Source organism: Mesorhizobium sp. WSM4846, assembly GCF_055811415.1.
This window is the reverse complement of sequence record NZ_JBVVPZ010000010.1, coordinates 101632-117237: the sequence shown is the minus strand read 5'-3', so window position 1 is coordinate 117237 and position 15606 is coordinate 101632. Positions and strand designations below refer to the sequence as shown.

At 62.4% G+C, this 15606-nt stretch carries 15 protein-coding genes; 12 read left to right on the top strand and 3 right to left on the bottom strand.

What is annotated here, in order from left to right; all coding sequences use genetic code 11:
- Position 1 precedes the first annotated feature (1 nt).
- The 9 genes from AC0L15_RS11960 (at position 2) to AC0L15_RS11920 (ending at position 9773) form a co-directional block, all read left to right on the top strand.
- Positions 2-769 (top strand): SDR family NAD(P)-dependent oxidoreductase, encoded by a 768-nt coding sequence (locus AC0L15_RS11960; RefSeq protein WP_023800406.1) that lies wholly within the window; start codon positions 2-4, stop codon positions 767-769.
- A 40-nt stretch (positions 770-809) separates the two neighbouring features.
- Positions 810-1811, top strand: a complete 1002-nt coding sequence (locus AC0L15_RS11955) for a sugar phosphate isomerase/epimerase family protein (protein WP_287245539.1) — start codon at positions 810-812, stop codon at positions 1809-1811.
- Entirely contained in the window at positions 1808-2620 is an 813-nt protein-coding gene (locus AC0L15_RS11950; RefSeq protein WP_023800408.1) for an SDR family NAD(P)-dependent oxidoreductase, read from the top strand. Before AC0L15_RS11955 ends, AC0L15_RS11950 begins: the two co-directional genes overlap by 4 nt.
- A 345-nt stretch (positions 2621-2965) precedes the next feature.
- Complete coding sequence (locus AC0L15_RS11945) at positions 2966-4153, top strand: magnesium transporter (protein ID WP_023800409.1); 1188 nt, start codon at positions 2966-2968, stop codon at positions 4151-4153.
- Positions 4154-4168: 15 nt separating this feature from the next.
- Positions 4169-4336 (top strand): hypothetical protein, encoded by a 168-nt coding sequence (locus AC0L15_RS11940; protein ID WP_287245535.1) that lies wholly within the window; start codon positions 4169-4171, stop codon positions 4334-4336.
- Between the two features lie 310 nt (positions 4337-4646).
- A complete protein-coding gene (locus AC0L15_RS11935) occupies positions 4647-5921 on the top strand; it encodes a tetratricopeptide repeat protein (protein ID WP_287245533.1) in 1275 nt (424 codons plus the stop codon).
- A 95-nt stretch (positions 5922-6016) separates the two neighbouring features.
- On the top strand, positions 6017-6733 hold the full coding sequence (locus tag AC0L15_RS11930; RefSeq protein WP_473496372.1) for a FecR domain-containing protein: 717 nt from the start codon (positions 6017-6019) through the stop codon (positions 6731-6733).
- A 15-nt stretch (positions 6734-6748) separates the two neighbouring features.
- Positions 6749-8671, top strand: coding sequence for a CHASE2 domain-containing protein (locus tag AC0L15_RS11925; RefSeq protein WP_287063157.1), 1923 nt, complete (start codon positions 6749-6751; stop codon positions 8669-8671).
- Positions 8672-8912: 241 nt separating this feature from the next.
- Positions 8913-9773 carry an alpha/beta hydrolase family protein gene (locus AC0L15_RS11920; protein ID WP_287063155.1) on the top strand — a complete coding sequence of 287 codons (861 nt, stop codon included), beginning with the start codon at positions 8913-8915 and terminating at the stop codon, positions 9771-9773.
- A 62-nt stretch (positions 9774-9835) separates the two neighbouring features.
- Here the strand turns inward: AC0L15_RS11920 and AC0L15_RS11915 are convergent, their stop codons facing one another.
- Complete coding sequence (locus tag AC0L15_RS11915) at positions 9836-10735, bottom strand: proline iminopeptidase-family hydrolase (RefSeq protein ID WP_287245530.1); 900 nt, start codon at positions 10733-10735, stop codon at positions 9836-9838.
- A gap of 231 nt (positions 10736-10966) precedes the next feature.
- Here AC0L15_RS11915 and AC0L15_RS11910 point away from each other — a divergent pair, with 231 nt between their 5' ends.
- Together AC0L15_RS11910 and AC0L15_RS11905 are read left to right on the top strand one after the other, a co-directional pair.
- Complete coding sequence (locus tag AC0L15_RS11910) at positions 10967-11731, top strand: ABC transporter ATP-binding protein (RefSeq protein ID WP_287245528.1); 765 nt, start codon at positions 10967-10969, stop codon at positions 11729-11731.
- Between the two features lie 234 nt (positions 11732-11965).
- A complete protein-coding gene (locus AC0L15_RS11905; RefSeq protein ID WP_287063150.1) occupies positions 11966-12826 on the top strand; it encodes an alpha/beta fold hydrolase in 861 nt (286 codons plus the stop codon).
- Between the two features lie 59 nt (positions 12827-12885).
- Here AC0L15_RS11905 and AC0L15_RS11900 read toward each other — a convergent pair whose 3' ends face one another.
- Positions 12886-13782 carry an arginase family protein gene (locus AC0L15_RS11900; RefSeq protein ID WP_287236822.1) on the bottom strand — a complete coding sequence of 299 codons (897 nt, stop codon included), beginning with the start codon at positions 13780-13782 and terminating at the stop codon, positions 12886-12888.
- A 317-nt stretch (positions 13783-14099) separates the two neighbouring features.
- Positions 14100-15008, bottom strand: coding sequence for a LysR family transcriptional regulator (locus tag AC0L15_RS11895; RefSeq protein ID WP_473496371.1), 909 nt, complete (start codon positions 15006-15008; stop codon positions 14100-14102).
- Positions 15009-15188: 180 nt separating this feature from the next.
- Here AC0L15_RS11895 and AC0L15_RS11890 point away from each other — a divergent pair, with 180 nt between their 5' ends.
- Positions 15189-15599 (top strand): cupin domain-containing protein, encoded by a 411-nt coding sequence (locus AC0L15_RS11890; protein WP_353813009.1) that lies wholly within the window; start codon positions 15189-15191, stop codon positions 15597-15599.
- The last annotated feature ends 7 nt before the right edge of the window (positions 15600-15606 follow it).

Sequence of the window (15606 nt, the reverse complement as noted above, 5' to 3'; positions counted from 1 at the left end):
CATGCAATTCGCGACTTACCCGAGCTTGACCGATCGCGTCGTGCTGATCTCCGGCGGCGCCTCCGGGATCGGGGCCGATATGGTTCGCGCTTTCGTGGCGAATGGCGCCCGCGTATGCTTTCTCGATGTGCAGGATGGGCCCGCAGAGGCGCTGGTCCGTGAACTCAGCGGTGCCGGCAGGCGAACTCCCCTGTACCTCCATTGCGATGTGACCGACGTTGATGCGCTGCAGGCATCGGTAGAAGACGTGCGCGCTAAGCTCGGTCCGGTCGCCGTTCTGGTAAACAACGCTGCCGATGATCAGCGCCATCCCGTTGACGCGGTGACAGCCGAATATTGGGACCGCAGCTTCGACGTCAATCTCCGGCATCACTTCTTCGCCGCGCAGGCGGTGCATCCGCATATGAAGGAACTCGGCTTCGGCTCGATCATAAACTTCTCTTCCATCGCCTGGCGTTTCGGCGCGGACCAGATGGTGGCCTATGCCACCGCCAAGGGTGCCGTTGTGGCGCTGACGCGCGCACTGGCGCGGTCGTTTGGATCCGACAACATCCGCGTCAATGCAGTCGAACCCGGCGCCGTCATCACCGAGCGGCAGCGCCAGCTGTGGTTCAAGACTCAGGACGCAATCGACCAAACGGTGCAGCGGCAACTCATCCGCCGCGTCCTGCTGGGCGAGGAGATCGCGCGGACCGTGCTCTTCCTTGCCGCCGATGACAGCCGCATGATCACCAAGCAGTCCATCGCCGTCGATGCCGGTCTGCGCTGATGCGATCGCTTCCAAATCCTTCAACGGAACTGCCAAGCTGATGTTTCGTCTCGGCCTCAACCCATACGGACTGACCTACACTCTCGGCCTGCAGGGACACGGTACGCCGCGGCACAATCCGGACGGGACCGGGCTGGAAGGCTTCATGGCGCTTGCGCAGGAACTGGGCGCACGCACGCTCGAGATCTACGAGCCGTGGTTGACCGACTTGCCGGACCCCGAAATCGTCGACCTACGCAAGCGTCTGATCGCGCTCGACATCGTCCCGGTGGTCAGTGGCGGACTTCTGGTGGCCGGTCCGTTGGACAGTGCCTTTCGAGCGGCGCGCCTGCTCGAGGCGACAACGATCCGTATCGCACTGACCCCCGTCCTGTGCGGCGACCGCAACCTGTGGGGCCCGAAATGGAGCGAGTTCGACGCGACGATCCGCGCTGCCTTGACGGAATGGGGGCCGCGTGCGGCGGCTGAGGGCCGGGTGCTCGGCATCGAAAACCATCAGGACTTCGGCAGCGACGAACTGGTCGCGTTCTGCGAACTCGGTGGGCCGGGCGTCGGCATCACCTACGACACCGGCAACACCTTCCCTGTCGGCGAGGCGCCGCTTGCCTTCACGCGGCGCATCGCACCGCACGTCCGCCATGTCCACCTCAAGGACTATCGCGTGCAGTTCACCGATGAGGGCTATCGTCTGGTCCGCTGCGCGATCGGCGACGGCGCCGTGCCTTTCGCCGAACTGGCAGTCATCCTCGCCAAGCACCACGACACGCTGACGGCCGTGCTTGAGCCAGGCGCGCTGGAAGCCCGCCACGTTCGCTGTCTCACCGACGACTGGTGGAACGAGTATGCACCGAAATCCGCGCGCGAGTTCGCGGCCTGCCTGAGTGCCGCGCGCGTAAACCGCCTTGCTGACGACGCCGACTACCGGACGCCATGGGAGCGCGACGATGACGGCGCGCTGGTTTCGTATGAGCTCGACATGATCCGGCGCAGCGCCGCCAACATGAAGAAGTTCGATTTCATTGCAATGGAGAAATCAGCATGACTGCCCGAGAACTCAGCGGCCTGACCGCCTTCGTGACCGGCTCGGGACGCGGCCTTGGTCGCGTCATGGCCGACCGCCTGGCCGAACTTGGCGCAAACGTCGCCATCCACGATCTCGACTGGACCCGGCCGTCGCAATATGGCGAATTCGCAGACCTCGGCGAATCCGCCAGGGGTCTGGAAAAGCATGGGACACGGGTAACCGCGGTTACGGGCAACATCGGTGACAGGCAAGCTGTTGCCGAAATGAAGAGGAAGATCGAGGCGGAACTCGGCGATGTGCATGTTCTGGTCAACTGCGCCGGCGGCGACATCGGCGCCAAGGGGGTAAAGCCCAGTCCCAACAACGCGCTCGACATCGACTATGAAGACATCAAGGTGCTGACCGAGAACAATCTCATCGGCACGATGCTGGTCTGCCAGGCGTTCATTCCGCCTATGGTCAAGCGCGGCTCAGGCTCGGTGATCAACATTGCCTCGGCGGCAGCGCATATCGGATGCTCGCCGGAGGTGGTCTACTCCACGCTTAAGGCGGCCGTCGTGCATTATACGCGTTGCCTCGCCAAGGAACTGATCGACGATGGCGTGCGCATCAATGCGGTGAGCCCCGGCGCCACCAAGACGGCACGGTTCCAGGCGAGCCGCGTCGTCGATCCGGAGCGCATGGATTCGAGCAAGAAATCGCTGAACCGCTATGCCGAGCCTGAAGAGATCGCCGAAGCGGTGGCCTTCCTCGCCGGTCCGCGCGCGCGTTTCATCAACGGGCAGGTCATTCGCGTCGATGGCGGCTTCACCATCTTCCCAGGTTGAATCGCGGCCGGCACGCGAACTGTCGGGCTGAGCGCACCCCAATGAGCAGGGCCGCGACGGCCCATTTGCCGACCTTACTTCGTTGATGAGTTGCGACGTGCTCGCAGAGCTCGGGAATCGACGGTGACGTTTCGGCAACACGTCAATTCTCTTGGCGACACGGTGACGTTACAGCCCGCCTATATGCACCCACGCAATGGCTCAGATTTGTCTGGGTCGGTCTACTCGGCGCCCCGAGAAGGCGAAGATTCCGGATCGGGGCGCTTAGGCCACCGTGCGCCTGGGCAGAGCGAACCGGTTCCGTCTATAAGCTCAGAGGCGCAACATTAGAGTTTAGGGGAACAGATGAGGGAAGAGAACGACATTCAGAAGTTGGTGCGCACGCTGCGTGCTCGAGCCCCTGACGACGCGGCTGAATTGCTAGCCCGAGAGTCTCCCGAGTTCATCCGCGACGCACTAAAGTTGTTACCGGATAAGCACGCCCGGAAGGTGGCGGAGCATTTTCCCTCGCAAAGGAGGCCCATCAAATCTCATACCGACGGCAAGGATCTCGCGATCCCCGAGGCCATCGTTGAGCTGATGGATCCGATCCCCGCCAGCGTTGCTGTCGGGACCACGGTAGCCGCCGCGGTCGAGGCCGTCAGGCGCGCGCAGGTGCCGACCGAGTTGACTTACCTCTATATCACGGACGAGGGCGATAGACTGGTTGGCCTAGTGGTCTTGCGCGATCTGATGCTGAGCGAGGCCGACGCGACGGTGGATCAAATTATGCTGGCAAGTCCTTTCGCCCTTCACGTCGATATGCCTTTGAGCGAAGCCTGCAAGGCGGCGGTACGCCGTCACTACCCTGTCTATCCGGTGGTGGACGCGGAGAACCGGCTGCTCGGGCAGGTTCGCGGCTGGCGGCTGTTCGAGCAGCAAATCATCGAGATTTCTGCCCAGCCTGGCCAGATGGTGGGTGTCCAGAAGGAGGAGCGTTCTTTCACTCCGCTGTTTTCAGCCTTCTTGAAACGTCATCCGTGGCTGCAGCTCAACCTGCTGACGGCCTTCATAGCCGCTTTCGTGGTCGGCTCGTTCACAGGCACGATCGAGAAGATCGTCGCGTTGGCGGCGTTCCTCCCGGTGTTGGCCGGACAGAGCGGAAACACCGGCTGTCAGGCGCTGGCTATTACGCTGCGTGGCCTCGCCTTAGGGGATGTGGACAAACGACCGAAGCTGCACTTGGTGCTGAGGGAGGGAGCGCTCGGGATCGCCAACGGCTTGCTCGTCGGTCTGGTCGCGGCTGCGGCCATGTGGTTCTACGCTTCACGGCAGCCGGAGTCGGCATCCCAGGCGCCCATGCTGGCGCTTGTGATCCTGCTCGCCATGTCCGGATCGTGCCTCATGTCCGGGATCTCCGGCGTGCTGATCCCGTTGGGCCTGCGGCGGGTCGGCGCCGATCCGGCCGTGGCTTCCGCGATCTTCCTCACGACGGTGACCGATATTGTAGGCATGGGCCTGATGCTGGGACTGGCCACCATGCTCGTGCTGTAGGCGCGCTCGACGGACGTGATCGCGGACGAGGACGTTGTTGCCTATGAAGTGACCTCGTCGGCGTTCAACAAGATAACAAAGGCTAAGCCGCACATCGCGCAGGCCGTCCTGAGAAGCATCGACCGCCAGCTCTCCGAGCGCTTGCGCAACGCGGCGGAAGACCTTCGGATGAGCTCCATGTGACCCTGATGCGTCGTGCGGCGACCAGATACGTGGAGAATCGCGCAAACGATATTGATCTTGTCGGCTGCGCATCCACCGCTGATTATGATTTGGATTAGTTGCCGTTTGTAGAGAATACTTGCTGGAAGCCAAGCAACGCTGAGAAGATGTTTGACCGACCAGCGTAGGCGAAATGCGAATGAACGCGATAGTTTGTTGCGCAGCTGCAACAGCTGCTGAAGACTCGGAGGTTTCCTGACAGTTCTGTCGCTTTTTTTCGTGCAGGCGTGCTAGATCCGCTGCACTAGTCGGGTTGGGGTGGGTTCTCGGCATGCATTCCTCGTTTTCAATGATCCTCGGCTTCGCCGCGGCGCTGCTTTGTACCGGCATATTGCCGGCCGGCGCACAAGGTCTCTATCCGGCCTATGACGATGCGTTTTCGGCCCGCATTGCCAATCCGACCGACAACGGAGCGCTAGCTCAATTCGTCACAGTTGCCGTGAACGCAGGGCAGTACGATCAGGCGATCTCGTCGATCGAGCAGTATCTCATCAAACATCCTCGCGATGCGCGCGCCCGGCTCTCGGCCAGCCGGTTGTATTATTATGTCGGCTCCTATGAATTGGCCCGGCGGCAGGCGCAGTACGGCCTCGAGGTCGGGGACCTGTCCGCGGATGAGCAGCAGGAAGCCGTTCGCCTGCTCGCCCGCAGCGAGCGCGCGTTACGTGGCGTCACCTGGGAAATCGCTCTGACTGGCGGCATGTTCAGCGCATCCACCGTTTTTGAGCCGGGCGGGGCCGAAGACGACCGCACCTTGGTCTCGCCCTATGGGCGGGCGGAAGGTTTTGTCCGATGGGACCTCGGCACGCCAAGTTCTGACGCGCTTGTCCTCTCGGGCTCGCTGGCAGCGACAGAGCGCTTTTTCACAGAAGACCTCTCGGTTCCCGGAGATGAGGAGACTTTTATCCACGGCGACGCGGCGATTACCTTGGACAAGGGACTGCCCAACAGCGGGATCGATTCGCTACGGCTGCTGCTTTCCGCGTTCGCTGTTACAGATCGCTTCGACAGCGATATCCACGAGACCGGCGTCGGTCTAAGTGGGCGCTTCCTCGTGCGCCCCACCGTCGAGACGACGCTTTTTGCAGGTGCAGGCTACATCGATCTAAGCGGCTCGAAAGGCATCTTCGCCGATAGCAGGGTCTTCTATGAGGCAGGCGGCAGCTACCGCTTCCGCAATGGCCAGGCGCTCGGACTGCGCCTGGTCGGCTCGACTGATTTCGCCTCCGGCGCTGGCGAAATCGGCCGCAGCTATATGGGAGAGGTCCGCTACGGCGGCGTGCTGATGGAAGTACCGGACCTGTTCGTATGGTCTCATCAGGTCGCCGTCTCGGCCGGCCACAGCGACACTCCCGACTTGTCCTTCGGCATCGGCACGAACATAGAAAGCGACTTCTGGCGCATTGCCTCGGAAAGCGATTTTCAGCTCACTGAATGGCAGAAGGTCAGTGTCGACCTCGCCTATCGCGAAACCGACTTCGAGATCGCCAGCGGCGACCGTAATTCATTCGAATTGCTCGTGAGCTACACGTTGACGCTCAACTGAAAGAGGCCGCGATGAGGACCCTGTATCGTCAGATAGCCACTTGTATCGCCTGCCTTGCCTTTGCGGCACCATCTGTCGCTGAAACGGTCGGGTCCATGACGGCCTACCAGACCGACATCATCCGCAATGACGGCGAGGCGATGAACGTCGGCGCTGGCGTCGAACTCGGCGACCAGCTGCGCAGCAATATCACCGGTCTCGGAATGCTCGTGTTCCGGGACGAGTCGAGCGCCAAGATTGGTCCGAACACCAGCCTGACGATCGATGAATTCGTCTACAATCCGGGGTCCCGATCAGGAAAGATCGACATCAGGATGAACAGCGGCCTGGCCCGTTTCTACGGGGGCCAGGTTTCGAAAGGCGGCGACATGCAAGTTGCGACGCCACACATGGTGCTCGGAGCCAGAGGTGGCATCATTGAGGTGCTTGTGATTGCTGGTCAGACCGTCGGCATACTGCGCGCCGGCCGCATGACCTGCATGATGAATGGTCGCAAGCTCGTGATCACAAACCCGGGCCACGCCTGCACGTCGGACAATGACAAACTGCTGACCGGCTACGGCGGTATCGACGCGTTCCCGATTTTGGACAGCATCGATCGAATAGCCGGCACCGGCCTGCCAGGCGAACCGGGTCCGGGGCTGAACGTAAGCGCGATTTGTGCGTCAGCACTCGGCAATTCGCTCAAAGCCTGCAAGTCCACCGACGGCGCATTGCCCGGCGTGGCCATGGAATTCCCTGACAGCCCAACGCCCCCTGTAGGCAGCGGGGTGGATGATGAGAATGATGACTGCTTTCCCGATTGCCGGTAAGGCCGGCCGATCGGCATGAGCCCCTCGCTTGATTGGCGGCGGGCTGCCAGGCGGAAAATACCTGGTCTTGCGGTCGTACTCTTGCTGCTCGCTTGCCATTTTGCTTTCGACGGGCCGCTATCGCGCCTGCGCGAGCGTACGTATGACTTCTACCAGTTCCTCGCCCCGCGCGAGGCGACGAGCAATCCAGTTGTCATAGTCTCGATAGACGACGCGAGCCTTAAGGCATACGGGCGATGGCCTTGGAACCGTGGCCTTTTGGCCGATCTGGTCGATGGTGTCGCCGAGTCCGGTGCCGCGGTGATCGGGCTTGCGCTGGTGCTGCCCGAGGCTGACATCTCTTCTGATGGCATCGCCGGAGACAAGCGCCTCGCCAGCGCGCTGGCGAAAAATCGAACGGCGCTCGCCGTCAGCCTAGGCAATGAGGCGACCGTATCAGAAGCAGAGCCCAAAGCCGGCTGGTCGATCGTTGGGCAAGTACCCGAGACGCTTCCTGGCTTCACCGGTCTGACAGGCTCGCTTCCTGATTTCTCGAGCGCCGCTGCAGGCCTAGGCGTAATTCGCACTCTGCCCGATCCCGACGGCGTACTACGCCATGTGCCGCTGCTCTGGCTCCGAAATACGGCTCAAGGCGTGCAGCTCTGGCCGTCCTTCGCGCTCGAACTCCTGCGCCTCTACGCCGGAGAGAACGGCTATGTGGCCCGGATGAATGCCGCCGGGTTTGACGCGCTCAGGATGGCCGGCACCATTGTGCCACTCGAGCCGCAGGGCAGCATCCGCCTCTGGGAAACCGACACCAATACGCCGCGCATATCTGCCAGTAATATCCTTTCGGGTCGCGGCGATCCGCTGCTGCGGAACGCGATCGCCATTGTTGATCTGTCAGCCGTGGGATTGACGCAGTATCTGCCCACCCCGGCGCGTCCGGCGCGACCAGGCGTGGACATACACGCTGATGCAATCGGCCAGATGCTTGCCGCGCGCTATCTTGTAGAGCCAACGCAAGCGCGTACGCTGGAGCGGCTGTGGTTGGTCCTCAGTGGCATCGTTTTCATCGGGCTTTCGGGAGTTCTCGCCCAGCGAGTCATCCTTGGCGCCCTCGCTCTGGCGCTCCTGGGTGCCACGCCCTTCGCGTTCGGCGCTCTCGAATACAGCCTGCAGGGTAAGCTCTATGACCCACTACAGCCGGCGCTTGCGACGATCCTCGTAGCTGGCTTCGAAGGCTATGCCCTTTACAGGCGCAGCGAGCAGCGCCGGTCCACCCTGGCCCGGCAGTTTTCGCAATTTCTGTCGCCCTCCGTGGTGCAACGCCTCGCAAATTCGGACACCGAAGCGATCCTGTCCGGAGAGAAGCGCGAGATCACAATCCTGCTGAGTGACATACGCGGCTTCACGACGATGAGCGAACAACTCGATGCCCAGGAAATCGGAAAGGTGGTCAACCACTTCCTCGGCCTTGCGACCGATGAGATACTCAAGCGCGAAGGCACCATCGATAAGTTCATGGGCGATGCCGTGCTAGCTTTCTGGAACGCGCCGCTTGATCAGCCAGATCATCGCGAGCGCGCGCTCGAAGCGGGGCTCGCCCTGATCGAACGGGTGAAGCGCGAAAACGCCGCGTTCACCGCGCGCGGGCACCCCCCTATCGAAATCGGCGTCGCCATCGAGACTGGCATCTGCTCCGTAGGCAATTTCGGCTCCGAACGGCGCTTCGATTACACCGCGATCGGCTCGCCGGTGAACCGCACGGCACGGCTCGAGTCAACGACCAAAAAGCTGAGTATCCCCCTGGTGCTTGGTCCCGGATTTGCGCAAGGGGCATCGATGCCGGTTGTCCAGGCGGGCGCCTTTGAACTCCAAGGCTTCAAGGGCGAGGTGCCGGTTTTCACCGTTCCGGAGCTACACCCCTCGTCGCAATCTGCCGAGGAAGTCGTGTGATGTTTGGCTCTGGCTCAACTCGCTACCTCATTGGCTGTCGGCGAGCTAAGCGGACGCTGGATGATGCCAAGCGCGAAAAGATGCTCTCGGGACTCAGCGAGATCGTCTTCAACGACGTTGCCCTGATCCGATGCACCGTGAGGTCCTCGTCGTGGGTGCCCGGAAGGACCTTAGTTCACGACGCGAGCCGACCAGTATACGCTGGCCATGAATGCCGAGACCTGTCTGAGGAGTTGTGAACTTGACGAGCATCGCCACAGAGTCCGTTGCGGATCGCGGCCGCGCTACATACGATCTTGGCGCGACCGCCATCTTTGCTTCGAAATCAGACCCACGCTTCCATTATTGTCTGTATGTGCCGCCTGCGGTGGGGGAAGGCGCCAAAGTCGATCTGCTGGTCGCCATCCACGGTACTGGCCGCACCTCGTTCCTGGGCTTCCGCGACGCGTTCGCCGAATTCGGACGTTGGAACGACTGCGCCATTGTGTGCCCGCTATTTCCAATCGGCGTTCTCGGCGACGATGCCCGCAGCGGATACAAATACATGATCGAGGGCGACATCCGCTACGATCAGGTGCTGCTCGCCATAATCGAGGAGGTCAGCGCCAAATACCGTCAGGACTGGACCCGCTTCGCCATGTTCGGATTTTCCGGCGGCGGGCAATTCACCCACCGCTTAGCCATCCTCCATCCCGACAGGCTATGGGCGGCTTCGATCGGCGCGCCGGGCTCAGTGACCTTGCTCGATCCCGCGCGGGATTGGTGGGTGGGCATTCGCGACCTGCCGGAGAAGTTCGGCATCACCTTCGATGCCGCCGCGCTGGCAAAAGTGCCTGTCCAGATGATCGTCGGCGATGCCGACCTGGAGACCTGGGAAATCACCCATATCCAGGGCAGCACCCATTGGATGCCGGGCGCCAACGATGCAGGACAAACGAGGCCGGAACGCCTCGGGACGTTGTGTCGATCTTTCGAGGAAGCAGGTGTGCGCGTGCGCTTTGATTTGCTGCCCGGGGTAGCCCACGAACGGGACGCGGTTCTCGATCCGGTCAAGGATTTCCTGGCCCAGGCGCTCAAGGAACGACGGAACGCATCAGGATAAATGCAAGGCCAAGCCCGGCACGATAAGCTTGCGCAAAGACAGGCTGCTGTGGAGCGCGGACCTCAATCGTATTTGGCCACAAAGCGTCCGACGGCGGCGAGGCAATCGTCCTTCTCCTCGACATGCGGCATATGGCTGGAATTCGCGAAGACCATGCCTTCGACATCGGGAATATGATCGAGAAAGGGCTGGACGCAGGCCTCGGTCGCTTCGTCGTAAAATCCGCGGAACGCCAGGGTTGGCGCCTCGATCAGATGCAGGCGCTCGACGATGGTCCAGTTCCGCATGGTGCCGATGACGTGGAATTCATTGGGTCCGTTCATGGTGTGATAAACCGTCGGATCCTCCTCGATTGCCGCGAATGTCCGGGCTACTTCCGGCGGCGTCGGAAGGACACGGCAGACGTGGCGGTCATAGAAGGCTTTGGTTGCCGCAACATAATCCGGGTGATCGGTGGTCCCGGCTGCCTCGTGCCGGTCAAGCGCATTTTGCACATCGGCCGGCAGCCCGGCGCGCAATTGCAGCGCGCCTTCCACCCATAGCGTCATTGAGGCCAGCGAGTTTGCTAGGATCAATGCCTTGAGCCCGGCGGGGCGTCGCACGGCATGTTCAGCGGAGAGTATGCCGCCCCAGGATTGGCCGAGCAGGGCGTAACGGTCGGCTACGCCAATGTGAGTGAGCAGCGCATCGAGTTCGCCCAGGAAGAAATCGACGGTCCAGAAGTCGCCGCCCTTGTCGGGGAGATGGGTCGATTTGCCGTTGCCGATCTGATCGTAATGGATGACGGCCCGCCCGGTATCGGCCAACTCCTTGAACGAATCGACATAGTCATGGGTGCAACCCGGCCCGCCGTGAGCGACGACCAAAGGCAGCTTGCCCGAGTTGAGATCTCCGATTACGCGATACCAGGTGCGGTAATCCCGGTAGTCGCTAAATCCTTCGGTGGTCGCATGTGCCGTCACAGTTCCAAGCTCCGCGTCATGGCGCGGCAGGAACCATAGTGACGGACCCTCCCAAGCCTTGTTTGCGGCCGACGGTACTAAGCGGCCCGGCGCATTTACAGCTAGCACTATTTATAGGTTTGCCCTGGCGGGGGCCGGTGGCCCTCAGGCGGAGAGCCTCAATGCTCCGGCTCGAGCAGCCGGTAGTGGGCAGCCAGCGCGATGGCGTGGAAGCGGTTTCGCGCGCCAAGCTTGCGCGTCGCCGAGGGCCGCGACATTACCGACGCGTCCCAGCGCCAGCTCCGTCCGTTGCGGCGACAGATGCAGATGGTCTTTCAGGATCCGAGCGCCTCGCTCAATCCGCGTCGGCGCGTCGGCGATCTTTTGGCCGATCCGTTCCGCATCCATGAGCGCCTCACGGCATCGGAAATGGCGGACCGCGTCGCCGAGCTTCTGCGCCGGGTTGAATTGTCCCCCGAGCACGCGTCGCGCTATCCCCACGAATTCTCGGGCGGCCAGCGCCAGCGTATCGGCATTGCTCGCGCGCTGGCACTCCGGCCAAGGTTGATCGTGGCCGACGAGCCGGTCTCGGCGCTCGACGTTTCGATCGAGGCTCAGATCGTCAATCTGCTCGCCGATCTGCGCGAGGAGTTCAACCTGACCTACGTATTCATCGCCCATGATCTGTCCGTAGTGCGTCAGATTTCGACGCGAGTGGCCGTCATGTATCTGGGATCGATCGTGGAGAGCGGGCCGACCGATCTGGTCTTTGCGGCACCCAGGCACCACTACACTGCGGTACTGCGTTCCGCAGTACCGACACCTAGCGTCGATCGGGCGCGGCGCGCGCGGCTCGTCCTGAAAGGTGACTTGCCGAGCCCGATGAACCCACCCTCCGGGTGTCGGTTTCACACCCGTTGCCCGGCTGCTACCTCCACGTGCCGCAACGAGCGCCCGCTTCTGCAGAGCACGGGAGACGGTCGCCTGGTTGCTTGCCATCATCCAGGCGGCGGGTAAGGCGCGGGATCATTCTGGGAGACAGGTGGAAAGCTGGGATCCCGAAGAGTCCGACTGCGCCTGTGTTTGAGGAAACAGATTGTCCCTCAAAAGCAATCGACTGGGAGTGATTTTTGCCCGTCCGAGCGTACTGCGCAAGCACGCTATAGCGCGACGTAACCCATAGATTTAGAATAAATCCGAGAGAACGGCGGGCGAAGCGAGCAATGGCTCCGCGAAAGAAGGAGGCCTGCGATGATCCGGCACTATCTTCGTGTCATGGGCGGAAGCCGTCTCGCGGTGGATGTCGGAGGGGATCCCTCCAGTCCCGCCCTATTGCTGCTGCACGGCTTTCCCAGTTCAGCGCGCACGTTCCGGCGTCTGGCCCCGATGCTCCTCGACGACCTGTTCGTCATCGCTCCCGATCTTCCGGGGTTCGGGGAGTCCGATGTCCTCGCCTCGATGTCCTTCGAAGCAATGGGGAACGCAATCCTCGAAGTCCTCGACCACTTCTCCGTCGGTCCTCGCTTCATCTACCTTCACGATTTCGGCGCGCCAGTCGGCTTTCATGTCGCGATGCATGCACCCGCGCTGGTGAGGGGTCTGATCATCCAGAATGCCAACGCTCATACCAGTGGATTCGGCCGCCAATGGGCAGACACCATCGCCTATTGGTCGAAGCCCACCGCGGAGAATGAGGCCGCCGCCACTGCTCATCTGACCTGGGAAGGGACACGGTATCAGTATGTCGGGGGCCTGCCCGACGATATCGCAAAGTCCATTGCTGCCGAAAACTGGGATGAGGACTGGCGCGTGATGAGCCTGCCGGGACGGCTCGAGGCACAACGTGCCCTTCTGGCGGACTATGGAAACTATGTGCGTCGCTTCGCAGAGATCCAGGGCTATCTGCAAGCCTACCAGCCGCCTGCACTGATGGTGTGGGGTCGCCATGACCCCTTCTTCGAACTCGCCGAAACCATGAGTTGGATCGAGGCGCTTCCCCGGATGGACGCCCATATCCTCGATGCCGGTCATCTCCTGCTCGAAACCCGTGCGAAAACGGCAGCTCACCTGATCCTTGATTTCATCAACAGGGAAAAGGGCCGGTCCAGGTGAATGGGTCACGGTGTCGGATTTGCCCGCCGTCAGCAAATTTTTTGTTATTGATTTCAATACTAAGCGGGCGCGGCTGTGCCGAGGGCTGCGGCCAGGACATCAGCAAGGCCACGGCCGGCGCTGCCGTCCTCATCGAGGCGCGGATTGTAGATGGTTACTTCGAGTCCAACCGCCTTTCCGCTCGCCAGGATGATCCGGAGCGCCGCCGACAGCTCGTCCCACGACAGCCCGCCCGGTAGGCGGAAATCGACCGCCGGCATGATCGCATCGTCGAGACAATCGGCGTCGAGATGGATGAAGAAGCCGTCGAGTTCCGCCCGCGTCAGCTGGCCAACGGCCGCCCGGGCGGCGGCTTCGACGCCCAGGCGGCGGATGGCGTGCAGATCGTAGGCCCTGAGCTCCGCTGGCAAAGGCTGGCTGCCGAATTCGGCCTGGTCCTCGTGGTCGCGAAACGCGAAGGCGACAGCGTCCTCGGAACGAACCAACGGGCGGCGGCCCTCCAGGTCGGTCAGCAGCGCCGGCCCGTAGCCGGTGACGAAGGCCAGGTCCATCGACGCGCCTTCGCTGTTGGGCTCGGCCTCGGGCTGGAAGAAGTCGGCGTGGCCGTCGATGAAGCACAGGCCGTAGCGACCGCGCCGGCGCAGCGCGAGCATCGGACCCAGCAAGATCGTACAGTCGCCGCCCAGCACCACCGGGAATTCGCCTGCGTCCAGCACCTCCTCCACGGCGTCGGCGAGCTTGGGCGACCACGCCGCGATCGCGTTGGCATTCAGCGTCAGGGTGGCAGGGTCGGGCTTCGGGTCTTTCGTCGGGACGGCCAGCCGCCCGGCGCGGCGCGCATGGATGCGTTCGGCGAGGCCCAGTTCCAGCAGCCGACCGGGCAAGCCCTCCACGCCGTCGGTCGCCAGACCCAGTGCGGACGGCGCTTCAAGGATGGCATAGGGGCGGGTCGGCATCAGATGCTCCAGCTATCGCGAGTAAGAACCGGCGCAACCGGGCGGTCGTCGCCACTGAACGCTGCGAGGCTGCCGGTTTGATGGCCCTGCAAGCGACGCTTTTGCAGCCAAAAAACTCACCTGGCGGCCGGCGTAACCTCAGTACCTGGTCGAAACCAAGGAAATTTCAAGCCACCGCCGAAATTCCCTGTTGAGATTAAGATCGCAGGTTTTCTGACCGATTGGGAGACGGTCGTTGACGGCATTCAGGGAGAAAGTTGCGCGGCCGGATCAAATGGATTGCCGTACCTCGAAACGATCTAGAACAGGCGCTCCTCTCAAAGGCCTTCGTCCCAATACGGTGTACGCCCTATGCATCGCGCAAGGTGGTCGACGAAGGCACGGACCTTCATCGACATGAGCCTGTTGCTGGGATAGACGGCATAAATCGTGCTGGCTGGAGGCTCCCAGGCATCAAGCACGCGTCGCAGCGCGCCAGTACGCAGCGGTTCCGCTACCGCCCAAGTGGGCAGTAGGGCGATGCCGATGCCATCGAGCGCCGCAACGCGCAGCATCTCCGCATTGTTGCTGCGGAAGCTGCCGCCTACGGCCACCCGCACCTCGTCTCGTTTGCCGGCAAGGCGCCATTCATCGCCCCAAGGCAGGACGCTGGTGCAGAGGCAGTTGTGCTTGGAAAGGTCGCCCGGGTCGCTCGGCGCTCCACGCTCCTTGAGATAAGCAGGTGCAGCACAGGCGACGAGCCGGGATGGCGCGAGCTTGCGCACGACAAGCGGCGAATCCTCGAGCACGCCGATGCGGATCGCCAGATCTAGCTTCTCATCGACCAGGCTCACATGCGCCGGGCTCAAGGCGATGTCGACGGAAAGGTCCGGATAGCGCCTGAGGAACTCCGGGACGGCCGGCACCACATGCATCCAGCCAAAGCTGTCGGGCGCCGATATGCGAAGGGTGCCGCGCGGTTCGCGCTGCAGCGCGCTCGCTTCTTGTTCCGCCGCTTCAGCTTCGGCGAGAATCCGGGTGCAGTGTCGGTAGTAGGCTGCGCCCGCTTCGGTCATCGAGAGTCGACGCGTGGTGCGGTTGAGCAGGCGAATGCCCAGGCGCTCCTCGAGCCGCTGCACATGGGCGCTAACAGCGGATTTGGAGAATTTGAGGTGCCGTGCCGCCGCTGAGAAGCTGCCGCTATCCACGACGCGAGCGAACGCAGCGATTCCATCGAGCGGATCCATCGTCGGATTGTCCTGAAATCCGGACAGCATGTCCACATAATTCCGGCTAATCGACGGGCGAGAACGGGCTTATCTCTCTTGGTGAGCCACTGAACCACAAAGGAGGTCGACGATGGATGCCAAAGTTACCGCAGCCGAAGCGTTCGTTCGCCGCCGGCGGCCGGCTCGACGCTCAACGTTCTGGGCATCACCCATATCCACAAAGCCACCGGCGCCGAGACCGCCGGGTCCTTCTCGCTTTGGGAGTCCGTGGTTCCGCCGGGCGCGGGAACGCCACCGCACACCCATGCCCGTGAGGATGAAGCCTTCTATGTGCTGAGCGGCGAACTCGTCATCGAATTCGAGGGCGACTCCGCGCCCCATCGCGTTGCGCCCGGCGGCTTCTTCTTCGGCCCACGCGGCCGGCGCCATGCCATCCGCAATGTCGGCGACAAGCCGGCTCGCGTGCTCGTCTTCTGCGCGCCGAGTTGCGGCCTTGATCAGATGTTCGCGGAAATGGACGCCGCGACCGCCGCCGGCATGCCGGAAATGGCAAAGGTCGTGGCCATCGCCGCCAAATACGGCGTCACCATCGAGGCGCCGGCTGCCTGAGATTCGT